The 18,932-nt window shown below is 61.7% G+C and carries 20 protein-coding genes and 1 riboswitch; of the genes, 5 read left to right on the plus strand and 15 right to left on the minus strand.

The window, feature by feature from the left end; all coding sequences use genetic code 11:
- Window positions 1-19 precede the first annotated feature (19 nt).
- The 13 genes from F3H95_RS00385 to clpP form a co-directional block, all read right to left on the minus strand.
- Entirely contained in the window at window positions 20-484 is a 465-nt protein-coding gene (locus F3H95_RS00385) for a hypothetical protein (protein ID WP_149744559.1), read from the minus strand.
- Window positions 481-1,020, minus strand: a complete 540-nt coding sequence (locus F3H95_RS00390; protein WP_149744560.1) for a hypothetical protein — start codon at window positions 1,018-1,020, stop codon at window positions 481-483. The genes F3H95_RS00385 and F3H95_RS00390 overlap by 4 nt, the downstream gene beginning before the upstream one ends.
- Window positions 1,013-1,495 (minus strand): hypothetical protein, encoded by a 483-nt coding sequence (locus F3H95_RS00395; protein WP_149744561.1) that lies wholly within the window; start codon window positions 1,493-1,495, stop codon window positions 1,013-1,015. Before F3H95_RS00395 ends, F3H95_RS00390 begins: the two co-directional genes overlap by 8 nt.
- A 107-nt stretch (window positions 1,496-1,602) precedes the next feature.
- Window positions 1,603-2,124, minus strand: a complete 522-nt coding sequence (locus F3H95_RS00400; RefSeq protein ID WP_149744562.1) for a hypothetical protein — start codon at window positions 2,122-2,124, stop codon at window positions 1,603-1,605.
- A gap of 573 nt (window positions 2,125-2,697) precedes the next feature.
- A complete protein-coding gene (locus F3H95_RS00405; protein WP_149744563.1) occupies window positions 2,698-4,218 on the minus strand; it encodes an AAA family ATPase in 1,521 nt (506 codons plus the stop codon).
- Window positions 4,202-4,435 carry a hypothetical protein gene (locus F3H95_RS00410; protein WP_149744564.1) on the minus strand — a complete coding sequence of 78 codons (234 nt, stop codon included), beginning with the start codon at window positions 4,433-4,435 and terminating at the stop codon, window positions 4,202-4,204. The genes F3H95_RS00405 and F3H95_RS00410 overlap by 17 nt, the downstream gene beginning before the upstream one ends.
- Window positions 4,432-4,644, minus strand: coding sequence for a hypothetical protein (locus F3H95_RS00415; protein WP_149744565.1), 213 nt, complete (start codon window positions 4,642-4,644; stop codon window positions 4,432-4,434). Before F3H95_RS00415 ends, F3H95_RS00410 begins: the two co-directional genes overlap by 4 nt.
- Window positions 4,645-5,012: 368 nt before the next feature.
- A complete protein-coding gene (locus F3H95_RS00420; RefSeq protein ID WP_149744566.1) occupies window positions 5,013-6,032 on the minus strand; it encodes an NAD-dependent epimerase/dehydratase family protein in 1,020 nt (339 codons plus the stop codon).
- Window positions 6,033-6,169: 137 nt separating this feature from the next.
- Entirely contained in the window at window positions 6,170-7,072 is a 903-nt protein-coding gene (locus tag F3H95_RS00425; protein ID WP_143125472.1) for a DMT family transporter, read from the minus strand.
- Window positions 7,073-7,198: 126 nt separating this feature from the next.
- Window positions 7,199-7,357: riboswitch (FMN riboswitch) on the minus strand.
- Window positions 7,358-7,529: 172 nt separating this feature from the next.
- Window positions 7,530-7,805: a DNA-binding protein HupB gene (hupB, locus tag F3H95_RS00430; protein WP_143125473.1), complete on the minus strand. Its 276-nt coding sequence runs from the start codon at window positions 7,803-7,805 to the stop codon at window positions 7,530-7,532.
- A 195-nt stretch (window positions 7,806-8,000) separates the two neighbouring features.
- Window positions 8,001-10,421, minus strand: a complete 2,421-nt coding sequence (lon, locus tag F3H95_RS00435) for an endopeptidase La (protein WP_143125474.1) — start codon at window positions 10,419-10,421, stop codon at window positions 8,001-8,003.
- 344 nt (window positions 10,422-10,765) lie between these two features.
- Window positions 10,766-12,046: an ATP-dependent Clp protease ATP-binding subunit ClpX gene (clpX, locus tag F3H95_RS00440; protein WP_143125475.1), complete on the minus strand. Its 1,281-nt coding sequence runs from the start codon at window positions 12,044-12,046 to the stop codon at window positions 10,766-10,768.
- Window positions 12,047-12,332: 286 nt separating this feature from the next.
- Entirely contained in the window at window positions 12,333-12,962 is a 630-nt protein-coding gene (clpP, locus tag F3H95_RS00445; protein WP_143125476.1) for an ATP-dependent Clp endopeptidase proteolytic subunit ClpP, read from the minus strand.
- 248 nt (window positions 12,963-13,210) lie between these two features.
- On the opposite strand from clpP, the gene F3H95_RS00450 reads away from it, so the two are divergent.
- From F3H95_RS00450 to F3H95_RS00465, 4 genes are all read left to right on the plus strand, one after another.
- Window positions 13,211-14,464, plus strand: coding sequence for a GGDEF domain-containing protein (locus F3H95_RS00450; protein ID WP_149744567.1), 1,254 nt, complete (start codon window positions 13,211-13,213; stop codon window positions 14,462-14,464).
- A 98-nt stretch (window positions 14,465-14,562) separates the two neighbouring features.
- Window positions 14,563-15,810: a cytochrome P450 gene (locus F3H95_RS00455; RefSeq protein WP_149744568.1), complete on the plus strand. Its 1,248-nt coding sequence runs from the start codon at window positions 14,563-14,565 to the stop codon at window positions 15,808-15,810.
- A gap of 69 nt (window positions 15,811-15,879) precedes the next feature.
- On the plus strand, window positions 15,880-16,128 hold the full coding sequence (locus F3H95_RS00460) for a type II toxin-antitoxin system Phd/YefM family antitoxin (protein ID WP_143125479.1): 249 nt from the start codon (window positions 15,880-15,882) through the stop codon (window positions 16,126-16,128).
- Entirely contained in the window at window positions 16,128-16,529 is a 402-nt protein-coding gene (locus tag F3H95_RS00465) for a type II toxin-antitoxin system VapC family toxin (RefSeq protein ID WP_149744569.1), read from the plus strand. Before F3H95_RS00460 ends, F3H95_RS00465 begins: the two co-directional genes overlap by 1 nt.
- A 13-nt stretch (window positions 16,530-16,542) precedes the next feature.
- Here the strand turns inward: F3H95_RS00465 and F3H95_RS00470 are convergent, their stop codons facing one another.
- Entirely contained in the window at window positions 16,543-16,887 is a 345-nt protein-coding gene (locus F3H95_RS00470) for a cupin domain-containing protein (RefSeq protein ID WP_149744570.1), read from the minus strand.
- A gap of 53 nt (window positions 16,888-16,940) precedes the next feature.
- Window positions 16,941-18,224 carry an O-acetylhomoserine aminocarboxypropyltransferase gene (locus F3H95_RS00475; RefSeq protein WP_143125482.1) on the minus strand — a complete coding sequence of 428 codons (1,284 nt, stop codon included), beginning with the start codon at window positions 18,222-18,224 and terminating at the stop codon, window positions 16,941-16,943.
- Window positions 18,225-18,485: 261 nt separating this feature from the next.
- Between F3H95_RS00475 and F3H95_RS00480 the strand changes: the two genes are divergently transcribed.
- The gene (locus F3H95_RS00480) at window positions 18,486-18,920 is read left to right on the plus strand and encodes a DUF6455 family protein (protein ID WP_143125483.1); all 435 of its coding nucleotides are present in this window, start codon (window positions 18,486-18,488) and stop codon (window positions 18,918-18,920) included.
- The last annotated feature ends 12 nt before the right edge of the window (window positions 18,921-18,932 follow it).

Raw genomic sequence — 18,932 nt, forward strand, 5'->3', positions numbered from 1 at the left:
AGAGTAATTGCGCTTCCTGCTATTCGACGGAAGCGCTATCGGGTGGCCGCCAATCGTGGACGGCTTCCCTGATCGTGTCGGCAAGCGTCTGCTTCGCCGGAGCAACAGTACCGCCCGCTGCGGTGAAGTTCTGCAGACGGCTTGCCATGGCCCGCAAAACGGCAGGTGCCGGACTGTCCTCGGCATCCCGTGATGGCGCCGGGGGCGCTTGGGGCGCCGCTGCAGCTGTCGCAGGTTGGCCGCGCCGCTGCGCAAAAACGGTCTGTGCGAATGCCTTCGATCCAAACGGCTGCGGACTTGTGTCAGCGCTGGTCGCAGGCTGTGACGACACCAGATCAGCCTTGCGCCTCTCGAAGATCGCTGTGGCGTTCAGCCCTTTCGGAGCAAAACCTCTCGGCGCCTGGTACGCGACAGTCGTCTTCGCGTTCAGTGCCGCTCTGACTTCTTCGCGGGTATAGGCCCGTAAAACCTTCTTCTCGATCATTGTGGAAGAACCTTCTCATGAGCAAGGACGGCGCGTGGATCTGCATCGCGACGACGGAGGATCGGGAAGCCTGCAGCTTCGGCACTGCGGATCATGCTCTCTTCGGCAAGCTCGGCGTCGAGGATCTTCCGATCGACGCTGCGTATCCGGTCAGCTCGGGTCGCCGCATCAAGGCCCGGATTGGCCTTGTAGAACTCCAGAGCCTCGGCCTTCATGCGCTGCCCGATCTCGGCACCCATCTGTGCCAGCAGAAGAAGCTCCGGCTTCAGGGCGACCGGCTTCGGCTGGTAATCAGGGCGTACCATGTCCGCGGGCGTCGGATACAGCTGCCGGGCCGCCTCGGTCGCAACATCGACCAGGCGATCGATGCGGGCAAAGGTCTCGTCCTGATCGACGGGCAAAGCCGCGATGCGCTTTCGCTCCAACTTGAGCGCCACGATGTGGGAGCGAATATCCGCGACACCACGGCCGAGCTGCTGGCTGGCTTCACGCGACAGCGCCAAGGCACCGCCGATCAGCTTCTTGATGTCAGTCATTGGCCTGTCCACCCTCGCGGTTGAGCTGCTGACGTTCCACATCCTCGGCAACCGAGATCTGGAAGCGATCGTCGAGGAACTTCGTGCAGGACTGGCAAAGTCCGTCGGCCTCACTGAAGCGACTGGACGCGGCGGCTGCGGCATCGTTTGCGGCAGTGATCTCGCGATTGATATCTGCCAACTCGGCTTCCAAGCGTTCCACCTTGCTAGTCCAGGACATGACGTGATCACTCGACTGGAACCGGGTGATGCTCGTCGGAATGCCGCCATCAAAGTGATGCTCGACGATAGCTCCGCCGCTTCGGGCACCCCGCAACGCGGCCTTGGCAGCGTTGAGCTGGGTGTTCTTGTCAATCCGCTTTTTCGTCAAGGTACGGACCTTTTCCGACAGTGCCTGCGATGACGCCTTCAAATTTTCCCTGATAGCGTCCAGCGCTCGCAGGCGGCTGGGATCGAGAGTGTGGTCAAAATCCATGTGAAAACTCCTGTTGCGATCAGTGTTATTCAGGTCTGCGGAAATCCAAACACCACTTGAATTTCTATCTAGTTGTCTGTTTTTGTTCGCATTTCAGAAACGGTCTTTCAGTTTTGCAGCAAAAAACCTTCGTTGGCGGGATGCTCGAGGATCTGCTGAAGCCGCTTCATCCCCGGTATCGGCAAGCCATCGTCGAGGATGGCCCACCAGGTGGCGGCAGGCTGCGCCGGCGGCGGCGCGGCACGTTCGCGGGGCCATCGCTGCCGCTCGTATCGGGAAGCGTCTATAGCCATCAGCCGCGCGACAGTGACGGGCTGTTGGCCCTGCCAATCGGGCATCACGCGCCATAGGTTGCGGATCATCGTGTCGCGTCGGGCAAGACGATCCTGCTTCGCGACGGACAGTCCACCCCAGGCCTTCAGCCCGAATGACCAGTCCAGCGAAGCGCGCTCGCCTGCATCGACAGCATCAAGGTAGCCGCCAAACCCTTCGATGAGGATCGCCACCTGCGAAGGCGTCAACGGACGGCCCTCGATCCATCGGCGGTGCATGTCGCGGAACTGCGCAACAGGCCCCTGAGGCTCGGTCGGCTGGTTGGCGACGATCGACAAGGCGGTGCGGTCAACCACGGCCGACAACCCCACTGTCAACCACGTCAACCCCGTCAACCATGCAAACAAGGGTCTGTGACTGACGAAAAACCGGGGTCGTCCCGGCCCGTCCGGCCGGCTTCGTGTGTACGGTCCCTGCCCCAGGGAGGGGGGCGCTCCTCCGGGCAAGAGGCCGTAGGAGGCTTGGCCGTTCGCATGAGGTGAGACGATCCCGCGTATCCGCCATCGGGCAGCGCACCCGGACGCCCCGAACTGGAGCGCGATCGCCTGACATGTGGGGTCCACTCACGCGCTCCAGTTCGGAACGTCCTACCGCCTCGCTGTACTGGCAGTTACCCACACCCGGATGCAGGCCGCTCCAGTTAGCTCCAGTGCTCCAGTCATCACCCCCCCTAAAGGGGGTGTGACTGGACTGCGCCGGCCGGCTTGACTGGAGCAAACTGGAGCGGACCTTCAGAGCATCCTTTGCGCTCCAGTGCTCCAGTCTGCTCCAGTTGATATTTTGAACTGGAGCACCCCCAAAATGACATGGGTTTTGCTCCAGTGCTCCAGTTTGCTCCAGTTCATAAAAAGGACTGGAGCGGTGCTTGATCACACCCATTCCCCAACCCTCACAAACGCCCGGTCACGCCGCTTTTCGTCCTTCACCAACTCGACGCGAAGAGCGCCAGTCTCGATCCACTTCGCCAGCAGCTTCTTGATCTTGTGGCGACCGAGAGGGCTTGCGGCGTCAATGCTGAGCACCTCTGCAACGACCGTTCCCGCCCACGTGCTTGCGCGAATATCCTCCCTGAAATCGCCACGGCTGATCGCCACCTGCACCGCTTTCAGGTTCTCTATCGTCACGCCGTCGAAGGCGTCCGGAGGAGCCCATCGCGTCACCACGCCGACATGATCCCCGTTCGGCAGGACCACGTTCCGCAGTTCGTGCCACTCCGAAACCTCCGGCGGCGGCGCCATGTTGCTCTTGTCGTCGTAGACCCGGAAGAATTGGCGGTGGTTTGTTATCCCGAATTCCTTGCCTTCCTCGGCAGACATTCGGTTGACCGTTCGAACGACACGGGCTGCATCGGTTAGAGCTTTCCCGCCTCGGGCGCTTTCTGTCGTCACCTCGGCATCTGACCCCAGCTTTCGGGTATGGTGCACCAGGTGAACTGCACACTTGGCAGCGTCGGCAACGCGCCCCCACATCTTAGCCACCCTATCGATGGCGATATTGTCATTCTCGGAAACAGCATGGCTCGAAACGAACGGATCAACGATCAGCACGTCGATCTTTCTCGCGATAAGCTCTTGTGCCAGCGCGGCAATGACTGGCTTGTTGACAAGCGTTCTGCCCTTCGCATCGGAATGGGCGACGCACAGACCCTGCATCCTGCCGCTGTCGACAAACAGCCGATCAGACAGATCATCGGCCGATATGTCATAATGTTCGCACGCGGCCTGAATTCGGCGCTGCAATTCGTCGGCAGGATCTTCAAGCCCCCAATACCAAACATTCAGGGGGGCAACCGGCCGCTTCTCCAGCAGCGGCCGGCCGGTAACCATAGCCAAGGCCTCCACTTTCGCCAGAGAACTCTTGCCAACACCGCCAGGCGCAACCGTGACCGTCACAAAACCACGGACCAGCAGATGACCGTATAGCCACGGACGCTTCGGAATATCTGCAGGATCAGTCCAGATGTAAGGCGTTGCCGCGACGAGTTTCTGCCCCGACGAGGAGCTTTCTCCGAACAGCCGAGAAATATCGATTTCCTGCGGCGAGGACTGTTGCGAGTCGCCGCTCGCATCCGGCCTCTTCGCAGGGTTTATCGCTGACAGGCTGTTAACGGCATTCCACTGCCTGTCGAGGTACAGGACATCGCCCGGCACCCCGCCGACGCGACAATTTTTGAACACCTCAAAGACCACCTTTGCACCGGCCGCGCCTTGCCTCTCAAGGAACGCCCTGAGAGTTTCCATGACGATCTCGGCATCATGCGCACTCCTCTCAGCCAACACCTTGGCCGCAATTGAGGGCACACCGTTCAGCACCGCCGATCTGGCTTCCCCGGCCGCAAGATCAGCGAGAGGCCCCAGCTCCCGAATGTTTGCCTCACTGCGCTTTCTCACAGCTGCGCCTCCATTCGTTGGCGCTGTCGCGTATCTGAATAGCTTCCGAGATTGGCAGGCGAAATTTCTCGCAAATTGTGATTGCGCTCATGCCGCGCTTGCCTGCCAGAATGCGAACAAAGTTCGCGTTCCTCGCGAGACGGCGAAGCTCGGCAGGATCTTTGATCCTTCGGGGATCAAGACGGAATGTGTTTTGAAGAGGGCGCTTGGGGGTCATGAAAAGACCGCTCCGAGCATCACCGAAGGGGTTTCAAGAGCCGAGACACCACCAACAGAGCGACACGGAAATGATTTAACTTTTTTCTGTGTCTCGAAATCCCATAAACTGCCGGAAAATCTCACAAATAGCGGGCTCTCATCGCCCACCATCTTCCCCTTTATAATTTTTTTCTTCGCTCCTTTGTCTTTGACGCTCAGGCGCTCCAAGTGCGCGATGCGGCGAGTGACCCGTATATTGTCTGTCCAGCCGGTGTCTGTGACGGGTAGGTCCCGACGCCCCTCATCCGCTCACCGCTTGCTCGGCCAGGGCTCGCTGAGGAGAGAAGCAATCCTTAAACGGGGTGGCCTGCAGAGCGATTGCCGGGACGGCGGAGACGCCTCCCCAACAAGTTCTGGACACCCCGCCCCGCCTCTGGCACAAGCGCCATCGGAACGCGACCGCCGTTATCTTTAGAACGGGGTCGGGCGGCAGATTGACGTCACGTTGCTGTCACGAGAACACGTGACCGTTCCATTTAACCGGCGCATTCCACAGAACACATCCCTGTCGTGACACGACGGGGCGCTGCGACGCCTCACAGCTGCAGCGCAGCGCGATGATCGACATACCAGTCGATGAAGGCGCTGACGCCCTCTTCCAGCCCGATTTCAGGCTTCCGCCCCGTCAATGCCATCAGGAGATCGGGGCTCGCATAGGTGCGTGGCACATCGCCCTGCTGCATGGGCAGCATTTTCCGGCGCGCGGGCTTGCCCAGCACCTTTTCGATGGTTTTCACGAAATCCATGAGACCGACGGGCTGGCCGCCGCCGATATTGACGACGCGGAACGGCGCCTGATGGGACAGCGTATCGCAGACGCCGGCGGCGGTAACGCGATTCGATTCGTTCGGCGCGATATGCGAGAGCGCAATGATTCCCGAGACGAGATCATCGATATAGGTGAAATCGCGACTCATCAGGCCCTCGCCATAGATCTCGATCTCCTCGTCCTCCAGCATCGCCTTGACGAATTTGAAGAGCGCCATGTCCGGCCGGCCCCAGGGGCCGTAGACGGTGAAGAAACGGAAGGCGGTGGTCGGTAGGCGGTAGAGATGCGAATAGCTGTGCGCCATCAGCTCCATCGCCTTCTTGCTGGCCGCGTAAAAAGTGAGCGGCTCATCCGCTTTGTCGCTTTCGCCAAAGGGAATCTTGTCATTGGCGCCGTAGACGGATGAGGTGGAGGCGAGCATCAGGTGGCTGACACCGGCGTTTTTTGCCAGTTCCAGCACGTTCCAGGATCCGACGAGGTTCGAATCGAGATAGGCCTTGGGATTTTCCAGGCTGTAGCGCACACCCGCCTGCGCCGCGAGGTGGATGATCACGTCCGGCACGCCCTCCTCCAGCGTGCTCTCCAGCAAGCGCTGGTCCTCCAGCATGCCGATGACAGGGCGGAAGGCGGGGAACTGCGCCAGCGCCGCGTGGCGGGCTTCCTTGAGGCGCAGATTGTAATAGGGCGTCATCCCGTCAAAGCCGGTGACCCGATGCCCCTCCTCCAGCAGACGGCGGGCAAGGTGAAAGCCGATGAAGCCCGCGGTTCCCGTGAGAAGGTAATGCATGTCAGGTCTGTCTCCCTCTGTCGTGGCGGCGGATAGAAAAGCATTCCCGCCGCCATTGCAACCTCATGCGGCCCGGCTTTTGCGGACCGGGGCTGCGAAGGCGACATTCCCGATAGCTTGCGAAGGTCTGGCCTGCCTCAGGCGCCGGCGTCCCCCGCCCGCGCCTCCTTCAGCATCAGCGCCAGCGATGCGGAGAGAATCAGCAGTGCGCCGAGCCAGAGATAGCCGCTCGGCGCATAGCCGAAGACCAGCCAGCCCGCGATCACGTTGAGCGGCAGCTTCAGATCATCGAAGGGCTGGACATAGGCGGCATCCGCCGCGTTGTAGGCGAGCGTCAGCAGATACTGCCCCAGCGCCGTCAACAGGCCTGCAGCAAGCAGCAGCCAGAGTGCTGCGCCGGACGGCAGGACAAAGCCTTCCGCCAGTGCCAGGCCTGCATTGATCGGCGTCAGCAGCACCAGCAGCCAGACGGTCACGGTTTCCGGTGCCTCGTGATGCGTCAGGTCCTTCATGATCAGCGAGGAACCGCCCCAGAGCAGGGCCGAGAGCACCGGAAGCAGCGCCGCCGCAGAAAACGTGTCCGACCACGGCTGCAGGATGATCATCGCCCCGACGAAGCCCGTCAGCGTTGCCAGCCACCGGTGCAGGCCGACTGTCTCGCCGAGGAACAGCCGCGCCCCGACAATGACGAAGAAGGGCGAGGTCATGACGAGCGCAATCGCCTGCCAGATCGGCACCGTCGCAAGCCCCGTAATCCAGGCCTGAACGCCGAGTGCCGCGAGCGCAACCCGCACCACATGCCGCCCCGGATAGCGGGTGCGCATGGCAGACAGGCCGAGACGGCGCAAAAGCGGCAGCGAGATGACGAGCGCAAAGCCATATTGCCAGAAGGCCGTGGAGGCCGCCGGAAAGGCAAGCGTCATGGCCAGCCGCTGGGTCGCGACATTGACCAGGGCGAAGGTGATGCCTGCCAGCACCATGTAGACGGCGCCCACAACGGCCCGCGAGCGGATCAGTGATGCGGCTTTCGAACTGTTCATGCCATTCCCTTTTCTGTCCGACCCTGTGACGCGATCAGGACGACGGGGATAGCCAGGCCAAACGGCACTGCAACGCCGGCCGCGGAAACGGCAAGACACAGGCGCGCATCCGACGATGCCGCCCTTCCCCGCTCTCTTCCATCCGGACTGTAACCGTCGGCTCCGGAGTTCGACCGGATCTGCTGACCCCACGCCGACAGATCGGCACGGGCGCTTGCGGGCTTGCGACCCCTTTCCGGGTTGCCTACCGCCGGTGGGGATTTTCACCCCGCCCCGAGAACGCTGCCGGAAAAACCGGCATGCCCATGGTTAGGGCAGCGGGCGGGGAATGGCAAGCGCCGATGGTACATCTTCAAATCCGAAGGCGGGTAGCCGAAACGAGAAAAGGCCCGACGCTGCCGCCGGGCCCTGAACCGTCACGCCGCAGCGCGGCGTGGCCTTGTCTTCGTCACAGCAATCAGCTGTTGACGGCATCCTTGAGGCCCTTGCCGGCGGAGAACTTCGGAACGTTGCGAGCCGGAATATCGACTTCAGCGCCGGTCGACGGGTTGCGGCCCTTCGAAGCTTCGCGGCGGGATACGGAGAAGCTGCCGAAACCGGCAAGACGGATGTCGCCACCGTTCTTCAGTTCCGACTGAACGGTCTCGAACACGGCGTCGACAGCCGAAGCTGCATCAGCCTTGGAGAGACCAGCCTTTTCAGCCACTGCGGCGACCAGCTCGTTCTTGTTCATGTTTCCACCCCTTTCAATGGTTTCACATACATGGATCTGTCGGGGGCGACTCTGATTTCGACGACCCCTTCGGACACTCAAAAGCGCCGCGATCGCCTGAAAAACAAGGGGCTTTAGCGAGTTTTCACAAAAAAGGCCGGCAAAACGCCGGCCTTTTTGCTTTCGGCCTGTGGATACAACACAGGCTGTCATCATTCAGTGGGCCAGAGAGGCCCCGGCATCATCGACGCCTTCCACGGTCGCAATGACCGGCGTTTCCACCGTGCCGTCCCATTCGATGGGTTCCGGCTGGCGCGTCAGCGCATGCTGCAGCACTTCCGACATCAGCGAGACCGGGATGATCTCCATGTTGTTCTTCACGTTGTCCGGAATGTCCGCCAGGTCCTTGGCATTCTCTTCCGGGATCAGAACCTTCTTGATGCCGCCCCGCAGAGCCGCCAGCAGCTTTTCCTTCAGGCCGCCGATCGGCAGCACGCGGCCGCGCAGCGTCACCTCGCCCGTCATCGCCACATCCTTGGAGACCGGAATGCCGGTCATGATGGAGACGATGGCCGTGGCCATGGCAATACCAGCCGACGGGCCGTCCTTCGGGGTTGCCCCTTCCGGCACATGCACGTGGATGTCCGACTTGTCGAACAGCGGCGGCTGGATACCGAAATCGACGGCGCGCGAGCGGACGTAAGATGCAGCTGCCGAGATCGATTCCTTCATGACCTCCTTCAGGTTGCCGGTGACGGTCATGCGGCCCTTGCCGGGCATCATGACGCCTTCGATGGTGAGCAGTTCACCGCCGACTTCCGTCCAGGCCAGGCCCGTGACAACCCCCACCTGATCCTCGCGCTCGGCCTCGCCGTGGCGGAAGCGCGGAACACCGAGATAATCATGGATGTTGGCGGCCGTGACCTCCACCGTCTTGGTCTTGCCCTTGATGATCTCGGTCACCGCCTTGCGGGCGAGCTTCATCAGTTCGCGTTCGAAGTTACGCACGCCGGCTTCGCGGGTATACTGCTGGATGACCGCCATCAGCGCATCGTCGCTGACGGAGAATTCCTCCGGCTTCAGCGCATGTTCCTTGATGGCCTTGGGCAGCAGGTGCCGCTTGGCGATCTCGCGCTTCTCGTCTTCCGTGTAACCGGCGATGCGGATGATCTCCATGCGGTCCATCAGCGGGGCCGGAATGTTCAGCGTGTTGGCCGTGGTGATGAACATCACGTCCGACAGGTCGTATTCCACTTCCAGATAGTGATCCATGAAGGTGGAGTTCTGCGCCGGATCGAGCACTTCGAGCAGGGCCGAGGACGGATCGCCGCGGAAATCCATGCCCATCTTGTCGATTTCATCGAGCAGGAAGAGCGGGTTGGAACGCTTCGCCTTCTTCATCGACTGGATGACCTTGCCGGGCATCGAACCGATATAGGTGCGGCGGTGACCGCGGATCTCGGCCTCGTCACGCACGCCGCCGAGCGCCATGCGCACATATTCGCGGCCGGTGGCTTTCGCGATCGACTGGGCGAGCGAGGTCTTGCCGACGCCCGGAGGGCCGACGAGGCACAGGATCGGGCCCTTGATCTTGGTGGCGCGCGCCTGCACCGCGAGATACTCGACGATGCGTTCCTTGACCTTGTCCAGGCCGTAGTGATCCTGCTCGAGGATCTTTTCGGCATTGTTGAGGTCGGCCTTGATCTTGGACTTCTTGTTCCACGGAATGGTGAGCAGCCAGTCGAGATAGTTGCGCACCACGGTGGCTTCCGCCGACATGGGGCTCATCTGCTTCAGCTTCTTCAGTTCCGCCTCGGCCTTTTCGCGGGCTTCCTTGGTCAGCTTCGTCTTGGAGATGCGGTCTTCCAGTTCGGCCATCTCGTCGCGGCCGTCCTCGCCCTCGCCGAGTTCCTTCTGGATCGCCTTCATCTGCTCATTCAGATAGTATTCGCGCTGGGTCTTCTCCATCTGGCGCTTGACGCGCGAGCGGATGCGCTTTTCCACCTGCAGGACGGAAATTTCGCCTTCCATGAAGCCGAGCGCCTTTTCGAGGCGCATCTTGACGCTCACCGTTTCGAGCATCGCCTGCTTCTCGGTGATCTTGATGGAGAGATGCGAGGCAACCGTATCGGCAAGCTTGGAATAGTCGTCGATCTGGCTGGCGGCGCCCACCACTTCCGGCGAAATCTTCTTGTTGAGCTTCACATAGTTCTCGAATTCCGAGACGACGGAGCGGGCCAGCGCCTCCACCTCGACGGAATCCTCTTCCGGCTCGGCGAGGACCTTCGCGGTCGCCTCATAGAAATCCTCGCGCGACGTGTAGGTATCGATCTTGGCGCGGGCGCGGCCTTCGACCAGAACCTTCACCGTGCCATCGGGCAGCTTCAGAAGCTGCAGGACATTGGCCACCGTACCGACCTTGTGAATGGCGGACGGCGCCGGATCGTCGTCGCCGGCATTGATCTGGGTGACAAGCATGATCTGCCTGTCGGAGCCCATGACTTCCTCCAGGGCGCGAATGGATTTTTCGCGGCCGACGAACAGGGGCACGATCATGTGGGGGAAGACCACAATGTCGCGCAGGGGCAGAACCGGATAGGTATCACCGCCAGGTGCCGCAGACGCTGTATTCGTCATGTCATTTCCTTTCACTCGTCCCGCTTGCGGGAGACGGCCCGAAATCGATCCGGGTCTTTCTGTCCTCCCCAACGTGGAGGTTTTGAATGGGGTTTTCAAGCCTTGCGCACGCCAACGCCGGACAGATGCGGCCCAAGGCCAGAGACTTAACGCGGATTGCTTACGCGTGACTGGACGCCGTCATGCTGCCCGGATCATCGCGCCGACACCGCCGGGCACCCAGGGGGCAAAAAGACCGGCTCCGTCCTGCGGAGACCGGTCCAGCCGTTCCGGACAGGATTGCAGCAACCCCGTCCAAACAGGGGACAGGGGAACCGCGGCTCCCTTGTCCGAAAGGCTTTGGATCAGGCCGACACGTTGGCCTTTTCCTCCTGGCGATCCGCATAGATGTAGAGCGGGCGGGCCGTGCCGCGCACGACCTCTTCCGAAATCACCACTTCGCGCACACCTTCCAGCGCCGGCAGCTCGAACATGGTGTCGAGCAGGATCTTTTCCATGATCGAGCGCAGGCCGCGGGCACCGGTCTTGCGGATGATCGCCTTCTTGGCGATCTCGCGGAGCGCGTCCTCGTGGAAGGTCAGTTCCACTTCCTCCATCTCGAACAGGCGCTGGTACTGCTTGACGAGCGCGTTCTTCGGCTCCGACAGGATCTGGATGAGGGCTGCCTCGTCGAGATCCTCCAGGGTGGCGAGCACCGGCAGACGGCCGATGAATTCCGGGATGAGGCCGAACTTCACCAGATCTTCCGGCTCAAGCTCGCGCAGCACCTCGCCGACGCGGCGGTCGTCCTGCGCCTTGACGGTAGCGGCAAAGCCGATCGAGGTCTTCTCGCCGCGCGCCGAGATGATCTTGTCGAGACCGGCGAAGGCGCCGCCGCAGATGAACAGGATGTTCGTGGTATCCACCTGCAGGAATTCCTGCTGCGGATGCTTGCGGCCGCCCTGCGGCGGAACCGAGGCCACGGTGCCTTCCATGATCTTCAGGAGCGCCTGCTGCACGCCTTCACCCGACACGTCACGCGTGATCGACGGGTTGTCGGACTTGCGGCTGATCTTGTCGACTTCGTCGATATAGACGATGCCGCGCTGCGCACGCTCGACATTGTAGTCGGCGGCCTGCAGCAGCTTCAGGATGATGTTTTCCACATCCTCGCCGACATAGCCGGCTTCCGTCAGCGTGGTGGCATCGGCCATCGTGAAGGGCACATCGATGATGCGCGCCAGCGTCTGCGCCAGGTAGGTCTTGCCGCAGCCCGTCGGGCCGACCAGCATGATGTTCGACTTTGCCAGTTCGACATCGCTGTTCTTGGAGGCGTGGGCGAGACGCTTGTAATGGTTGTGCACGGCGACGGAGAGGATCTTCTTCGCCTGCTTCTGGCCGATGACATATTCATCCAGCACCTTGATGATGTCCTGCGGCGTGGGAACGCCATCGCGGGACGACTTCATCATGGAGCTCTTGTTCTCCTCGCGGATGATGTCCATGCACAATTCGACGCATTCATCGCAGATGAACACCGTCGGTCCGGCAATCAGCTTGCGGACTTCGTGCTGGCTCTTGCCGCAGAACGAACAATACAACGTATTCTTGGAGTCGCTGCCGTTGCTGCCGCTGACTTTGCTCATATCACTTCCCTTCCAGCACACCGCTCGCCCGTCACCCAGGCGCGGATCCTTCTCTTGCCGGCTGGCAGGGTCCTTCCGGACACCTGCCCGCTTCGCTACCGGGGATACTCTACCGGTGGGATGTTACCCGTCCCCGATCCGGTGGCAACGAAACCCCGTTTCGACCGAATGCTATGTCATAATAATTCAACACAGCCTTAATATGAACTATTAGCGCGTTGCCCGCCAGATGAAAGCCCCGTTCTCGGTCACAACGGGGTGACGGCAGGCATGTTGCTCCGCATCATCAGGCGGAGCCGCCTTCCAGTTCAAGACGCGAGGTCAGGACCTTGTCGACCACGCCCCATGCCAGCGCCTCGTCGCAATCCATGAAGTGGTCGCGGTCGAGGGTCTTTTCAACTTCCTCGTAGGTGCGACCGGTGTGCTTCACGTAAACGTCGTTCAGGCGTTTTTTCATCTTCAATATGTCACGAGCATGACGCTCGATATCCGACGCCTGACCCTGGAAACCGCCAGACGGCTGATGGACCATGATGCGCGAGTTCGGCATGGCAAAACGCATGCCCTTCTCGCCGGCGGCCAGCAGCAGCGAACCCATCGAGGCGGCCTGGCCGATGCACAGCGTCGACACCGCAGGCTTGATGAACTGCATGGTGTCGTAGATCGACATGCCGGCGGTCACGACGCCGCCCGGCGAATTGATGTAGAGCGCGATTTCCTTCTTCGGGTTCTCGGCCTCGAGGAAGAGCAGCTGCGCGCAGACGAGCGAGGCCATATGATCTTCCACCGGACCGGTGAGGAAAATGATACGCTCCTTCAGAAGGCGCGAGTAGATGTCGTAGGACCGCTCGCCGCGATTGGTCTGCTCCACAACCATCGGCACCAGGGCCATGGCGGTATCAACGGGATTTCTCATGGTGTTCCTTTGTTTCATCGGGCGCCCGACGGCGTTGCCGCGCCAGGAATCGTCTACAAATCGGTCAACTCCCTACATAGAGTGTTGCGGCCCCGTACTTCAAGACGGCCCGGAGGATATCCTTAATCCGTGCCGCATGAAGCTAACAATTCGCAAACGGAGCAAAATCCGATTTTTATGATAAGGGCTTCTTTATATGGTTGCAGCCGTGCTACTGCTTCCAAAGCATAATTCGGAGATCTGACAACGTGCTGAAGACGGCACTGCTACTCTGGGCGGTAGAGGCGGCAACGCTTTCAGTATTGCTGCTGGCCATGTGGGCCAATGATCGCCGCCAGACGGTCGTGCTGGCGTGGTCGCTGGGATTTGCCGCCAATGCGCTCGGTGCAGCGCTGGTGGGGTTGCGCGGCGAGATTCCGGATTACCTGTCGATCGTTGTCGGCAACGGCTTTCAGGCGCTGGCGCTATCCTGCTGGGCAGCCGGCGTGCGCCATTACGACGACCGCAAGTCCACCGTCTGGCTGCTGACGCCCGTGACGATCTGGTTGATCGGCATGCATTTTCCCTTCTTCGCGTCCACCTTCTGGATGCGCGTCTTCCTGTTCCAGTGCATCTCCGCTCTCGGCTATGGCATGATTGCCTATGTGCTGGCGGAACCAAAGCTGCCGCCGCGCAACGGGCGTCTGGTGTTTGCGTGCATCGCACTCGTCCAGAGCCTGCTGATGATCTATACCGGCATCGCCTGCCTGTTCGTCAGGCCGGAAACATTCAGCGAAATCCCCAACGGCTTTTTCTATACGGTCATCAACATATTCTGTCTGGTGTCCGGAATATTATTTGGTGCGCATCTTCTGATGTCCCGCACGGAGCGTCGGTTACAGCAGCTGATCGTCACCGATCCGCTGACCGGCGTGCTGAACCGGCGTGGCTTTCTGGAACAGGTCCAGGCCATGCGCGCCCGTCCGCCGGCCGGAAAGCTGATGCTGGCGCTGGCCGTCTTCGACCTCGATCACTTCAAGCGCATCAACGACCGCTATGGCCACAAGGGCGGCGATGCGGTGCTCATCGCCTTCTGCCGCTCGTCCATCGAATGCATCGGCACGCGCGGCATCTTCGGCCGCATCGGCGGCGAAGAATTCGCCTGCCTGCTGCATGTGGCAAGCCCGGCGGAAGCCGTCGGCATCATCGAGGCCATCCGCCTGTCGCTGATGCGCCAGCGGATCGGCCTTGCAGGCACAGACCGGATTATCATCGCCACCGTCAGCTGCGGCGTGACCGTCTCCTCGATCCTCGATGCGGAGGTGGACGATATGCTGTCGAATGCCGACCGCGCACTTTATGCCGCCAAGGCTGCAGGCCGCAATGCAACCGTGCTGCACGACGGCAAGGCGAGCTACCGCGTCAGTGACGGCCAGCCGCGCGAGGAGCCGCCACAAACGTCCGGCCAGGACACCAGCGTTACCTCCTTTCCGCTTCCGCCCCTGCCGCCGCTTTCGGCCTGACGACCGGTAAAGGTGCAGCACGCCGGCGACGGCAGGTCACAGGGACGGATGTCAAAACCCGCTTTTCTTGGCGCGCAAGATATCCTACCCAATCGGGTATGACACAGCTGCCTGATTTCCTCACGATTGATCCCTCCACCCGCACGGTCTCGCTGGACGCCCGCAATCCCGCCTTCTACGGCGATCCGAACCGGACCTACGCCGCGCTGCATGCAGCCTGCCCGACCTTTTACTGGCAGGAGCAGAAGCAGTGGTTCTTCTGCGGCTACGACCATGTGAACGCGCTTCTGCGTGACCGTCGTTTCGGCCGGCAGATCCTGCATATCGCCAGCCGCGAAGAGCTGGGCCTTCCCGAGCCCGCCGCCCATACCGCCAACTTCGATCTCGCCGAACGCCACTCGCTGCTGGAAATCGAGCCGCCGGAACACACCCGGCTGCGCACCCTCGTCAACCGCGCCTTCGTCTCGCGCCATGTGGAGAAGATGAGTGGCGAGATTGCCGACCTCGCCAACCGGCTGATCGACGGTTTCGAACGGGACGGACGAACCGAACTGCTTTCGACCTTCGCCGACATCATTCCGGTGACGATGATCGCCCGCATGATCGGCATTCCCGAGGAGATGGGGCCGCAGCTTCTCAGGTGGAGCCACGACTATGTCGGCATGTACATGTTCAAGCGCTCCCGCGCCGACGAGGACGCCGCCGACCGCTCCGCGAAGGAATTTGCGGACTATGTGAAGACGGTGATCGCCGAGCGCCGCGCAAACCCGCGCGACGACCTCCTGAGCCACATGATCCACACCGAGCACAAGGGCCAGTTCCTGTCCGAGGAGGAACTGATCTCCACCACCATCGTGTTGCTCAATGCCGGCCACGAGGCGACCGTGCACCAGATCGGCAATTCCGTGCGGGTGATTCTGGAAAGCGGCCTCGATCCGCAGGCAATGTTTGCCGATGCCGCCGCCACCGAACGCACGGTGGAGGAAACCCTGCGCATCTGCGCGCCCGTGCACATCTTCCAGCGCTGGGCGCTCGAAGATGTCGAGGTGGATGGCGTGCCGTTCAGGCGCGGCGACAAGGTGAGCCTCATCCTTGCCGCCGCCAATCTCGATCCGGGCAAGTTCCCGGAACCGCTGGTCTTCAAGCCAGAGCGCAACGAAGGCGCCAATCTTTCCTTCGGAGCCGGCATCCATTTCTGCATCGGCGCGCCACTGGCCCGGCTCGAACTCAACATCGTGCTGCCGCTTCTCTTCAAGAGGTTGCCGGGGCTGCGGATGGCCGGGACGCCTGTTGTGAAGGACGTCTACCATTTCCACGGACTGGAGCGGCTCGATCTCGCCTGGTGACACAGCGCCACATTTTGCCAGTTCTGCGCTTTGCATGTATTCTGCCGCCATCCACAGCGGAGAAGAGACATGCGCCATGTTTCGATTGCAGAGGCCCGGGAACAGTTCGATGAACTGATCGCGCTTGCACGCGACGGCGAGACCATCGTGCTGACCGAAGACGGGAAGACCGTGGTGGAGCTGAAGGCCGCGCCGGCGCCACGACGCCCCGTGGATATCGAGGCGCTGCAGCGCGATCTGGCGGAGCTGCGCAGTTCGATTCAGGGTGTCACGCTCGAAGAACTGATGAGCTACCGCCACGAAGGGCATGATCGTTGATGACGCTGGTCATCGACGCATCCATCACCGCCTCCTGGCTTCTTCCTGACGAGCAGAGCGCGGGCGGACAGGCATGGTTCACGAAAACCCTACGCCAGGGCGCAGCCGTACCGGCTATATGGCAATACGAGGTCCGCAACATTTTGCGGATCTGCGAAAAGCGGGGCAGGCTCGGTCCGGTTGGAATCGTCAAGGCGCTGGAAACGTTGGCGAGCCTGCCGATCGTCACGGCCTCCATGGAGGGGTGGGATCACATCATGTGGCTGAGCGCCCGCCACACCCTCACCATCTACGACGCCTCCTATCTCGAACTCGCGCTCCGGGTCGACGGGCAGCTTGCAACCTTCGACAGGGCCTTGGCCGCCGCCGCGCAGGCGAATGGCGTGCTGGCGTGCGTGTAGGCGATACCCCGCCTTAAAGCCGGATCACATAGTCCTTGCGCGTGGTTTCCACCACTTCCCAGGTGCCCCGGAAACCGGGGCGCAGGATGAGGCGGTCGCCGGCCTTGAGATGGATCGGCGTGCCGCCCTCCTCCGTCACGATGGAATACCCCTTGAGGATGTGGAAATACTCCCATTCGTCGTAGGCGATCCGCCATTTTCCGGGCGTCGACTGCCAGACGCCGGCATAGAGGCCGCCTTGCGCCTCCTCGATGTTCCAGGTGGTGAAACGCGGATCGCCGGAGATCAGGCGGTCCGGCGCCGGCGCGCCCTCTTCCGGGGTGATGGCGGACAGATCGAAGGAGAGAAAACGGGACATCGGCAGGCTCCGGTGAGGGGGGCGGCGCCGGTCGCGCCACCTCCCCCCGTGTCTTAGACCTTCGCCAGCGATTGTTCCAGATCGGCGATGATGTCGGCGACATCCTCTATGCCGACCGACAGGCGCACCACGTCCGGCCCGGCACCGGCCGCCACCTGCTGTTCCGGCGTCAGCTGGCGATGGGTGGTGGAAGCCGGGTGGATGACGAGCGAGCGGGTGTCGCCGATATTGGCCAGATGCGAGAAGAGTTTCAGCCCTTCGACGAAATTCTTGCCCGCCTCGTAACCGCCCTTCAGGCCGAAGGTGAAGACGGCGCCGGCGCCTGAGGGCGAATAGCGCTGCTGCAGGGCATGGTTGGGATCGTCCGCAAGGCCGGCATAATTGACCCAGGACACCTTGTCATGCGCCTTCAGCCAGGCGGCGACCGCAGCCGCATTGTCGCAATGGCGCTGCATGCGCAGGGACAGCGTCTCGATGCCGGTCAGGATCATGAAGGCGTTGAAGGGCGAAATGGCCGGACCGAGATCGCGAAGCCCAAGCACGCGGCATGCGATGGCAAACGCGAAATTGCCAAACGTCTGGTGCAGCACCACGCCGGCATATTCCGGGCGCGGTTCCGACAGCATCGGATATTTGCCGGAGGCCGACCAGTCGAAGGTGCCGCCATCGACGATGATGCCGCCCATGGAATTGCCGTGGCCGCCGAGGAATTTTGTCAGCGAGTGGACGACGATATCGGCCCCGTGTTCGAGCGGCCGTACCAGATAGGGGCTCGCCATGGTGTTGTCGACGATGAGCGGCAGGCCATGCGCCTGCGCCACCTCGGCAATCGCGGCGATATCGACGAAGGTGCCGCCCGGATTGGCAAGACTTTCGATGAAGAAGCCGCGGGTATTTTCGTCCACCGCAGCAGCAAAGCTTGCGGGATCGGCGGGATCGGCCCAGCGCACCTCCCAGCCGAAATTCTTGAAGGCATGGCCGAACTGGTTGATGGAGCCGCCATAAAGCCGCCTGGCCGCGACGAAATTGGCGCCCGGCTGCATGATGGTGTGGAAGACCAGCATCTGTGCCGCGTGACCGGAGGCAACCGCAAGCGCCGCCGTGCCGCCTTCAAGCGCCGCCACCTTCTCCTCCAGAACGGCCTGGGTCGGGTTCATGATGCGGGTATAGATGTTGCCGAACTGCTGCAGGCCGAACAGGGCGGCGGCATGATCGGCATTTTCGAACACGAAGGAGGTGGTCTGGTAAATTGGCGTGGCGCGGGCGCCCGTTGCCGGATCGGGCTTTGCCCCCGCATGGATGGCGAGCGTCGAAAAGCCCGGATTGTGATCGGTCATGACATATCCTCCCGTATGATTTTCCGCATGACGTTCTCGTCATGGCAAGGCCTGACCGGCCTTCCGGCGCGAACTATAGCGGCCGAATCCGCCAGCGCCAGCGGACCGGTCCGGCGATCCGTTCGCGGCGCGGATTTTTTTGTCCGCAAGACGCAGCCCAGGAGAAACGACGGGCGCAAAAGAGATTTTGACCAGGATCAAGGCCGTTGGCCCGCAGAGTGCCATTGTCAGGACGAACACATCACGCCCTGGAGCACTGCCATGACCATGAACGACGCCACCTCCCATCTCGGGCAGCGGGTCCGCAAGCAGCTCGTTGACTGGTATTCCGACCTGCGCATCCGCCACGAGGAGGAGCGCTCCCTGATCAATCTCGATGCGGAAAGCCGCCGCAAGCTGGCGCAAGACTGCAACATCGCCATCGACCAGCTGCTGGACGTGGTCCGCGCCGGCCCGCATGGCGCCGATGAAATGGAACGGATGCTGAAGGCCCTGCACATCGATCCGGTCGATCTGCAGACCCACCTGCCGGAACTGTTCCGCGACATGCAGGTGACCTGTGCCACCTGCGGCCACAAGGGCCGCTGCCGCCACGAACTGGAAGACGGCAGCGCCGCGGTGACCTTCGGCGAATACTGTGCCAATGCGCAGGCCCTCAACGTGATGCGGGCGGAGCCGCCGTTGCTGCGCGAATAAGCGAGAAGAAAC

Source organism: Rhizobium sp. RU35A (genome assembly GCF_900156005.1).
GTDB lineage: Bacteria > Pseudomonadota > Alphaproteobacteria > Rhizobiales > Rhizobiaceae > Neorhizobium > Neorhizobium straminoryzae.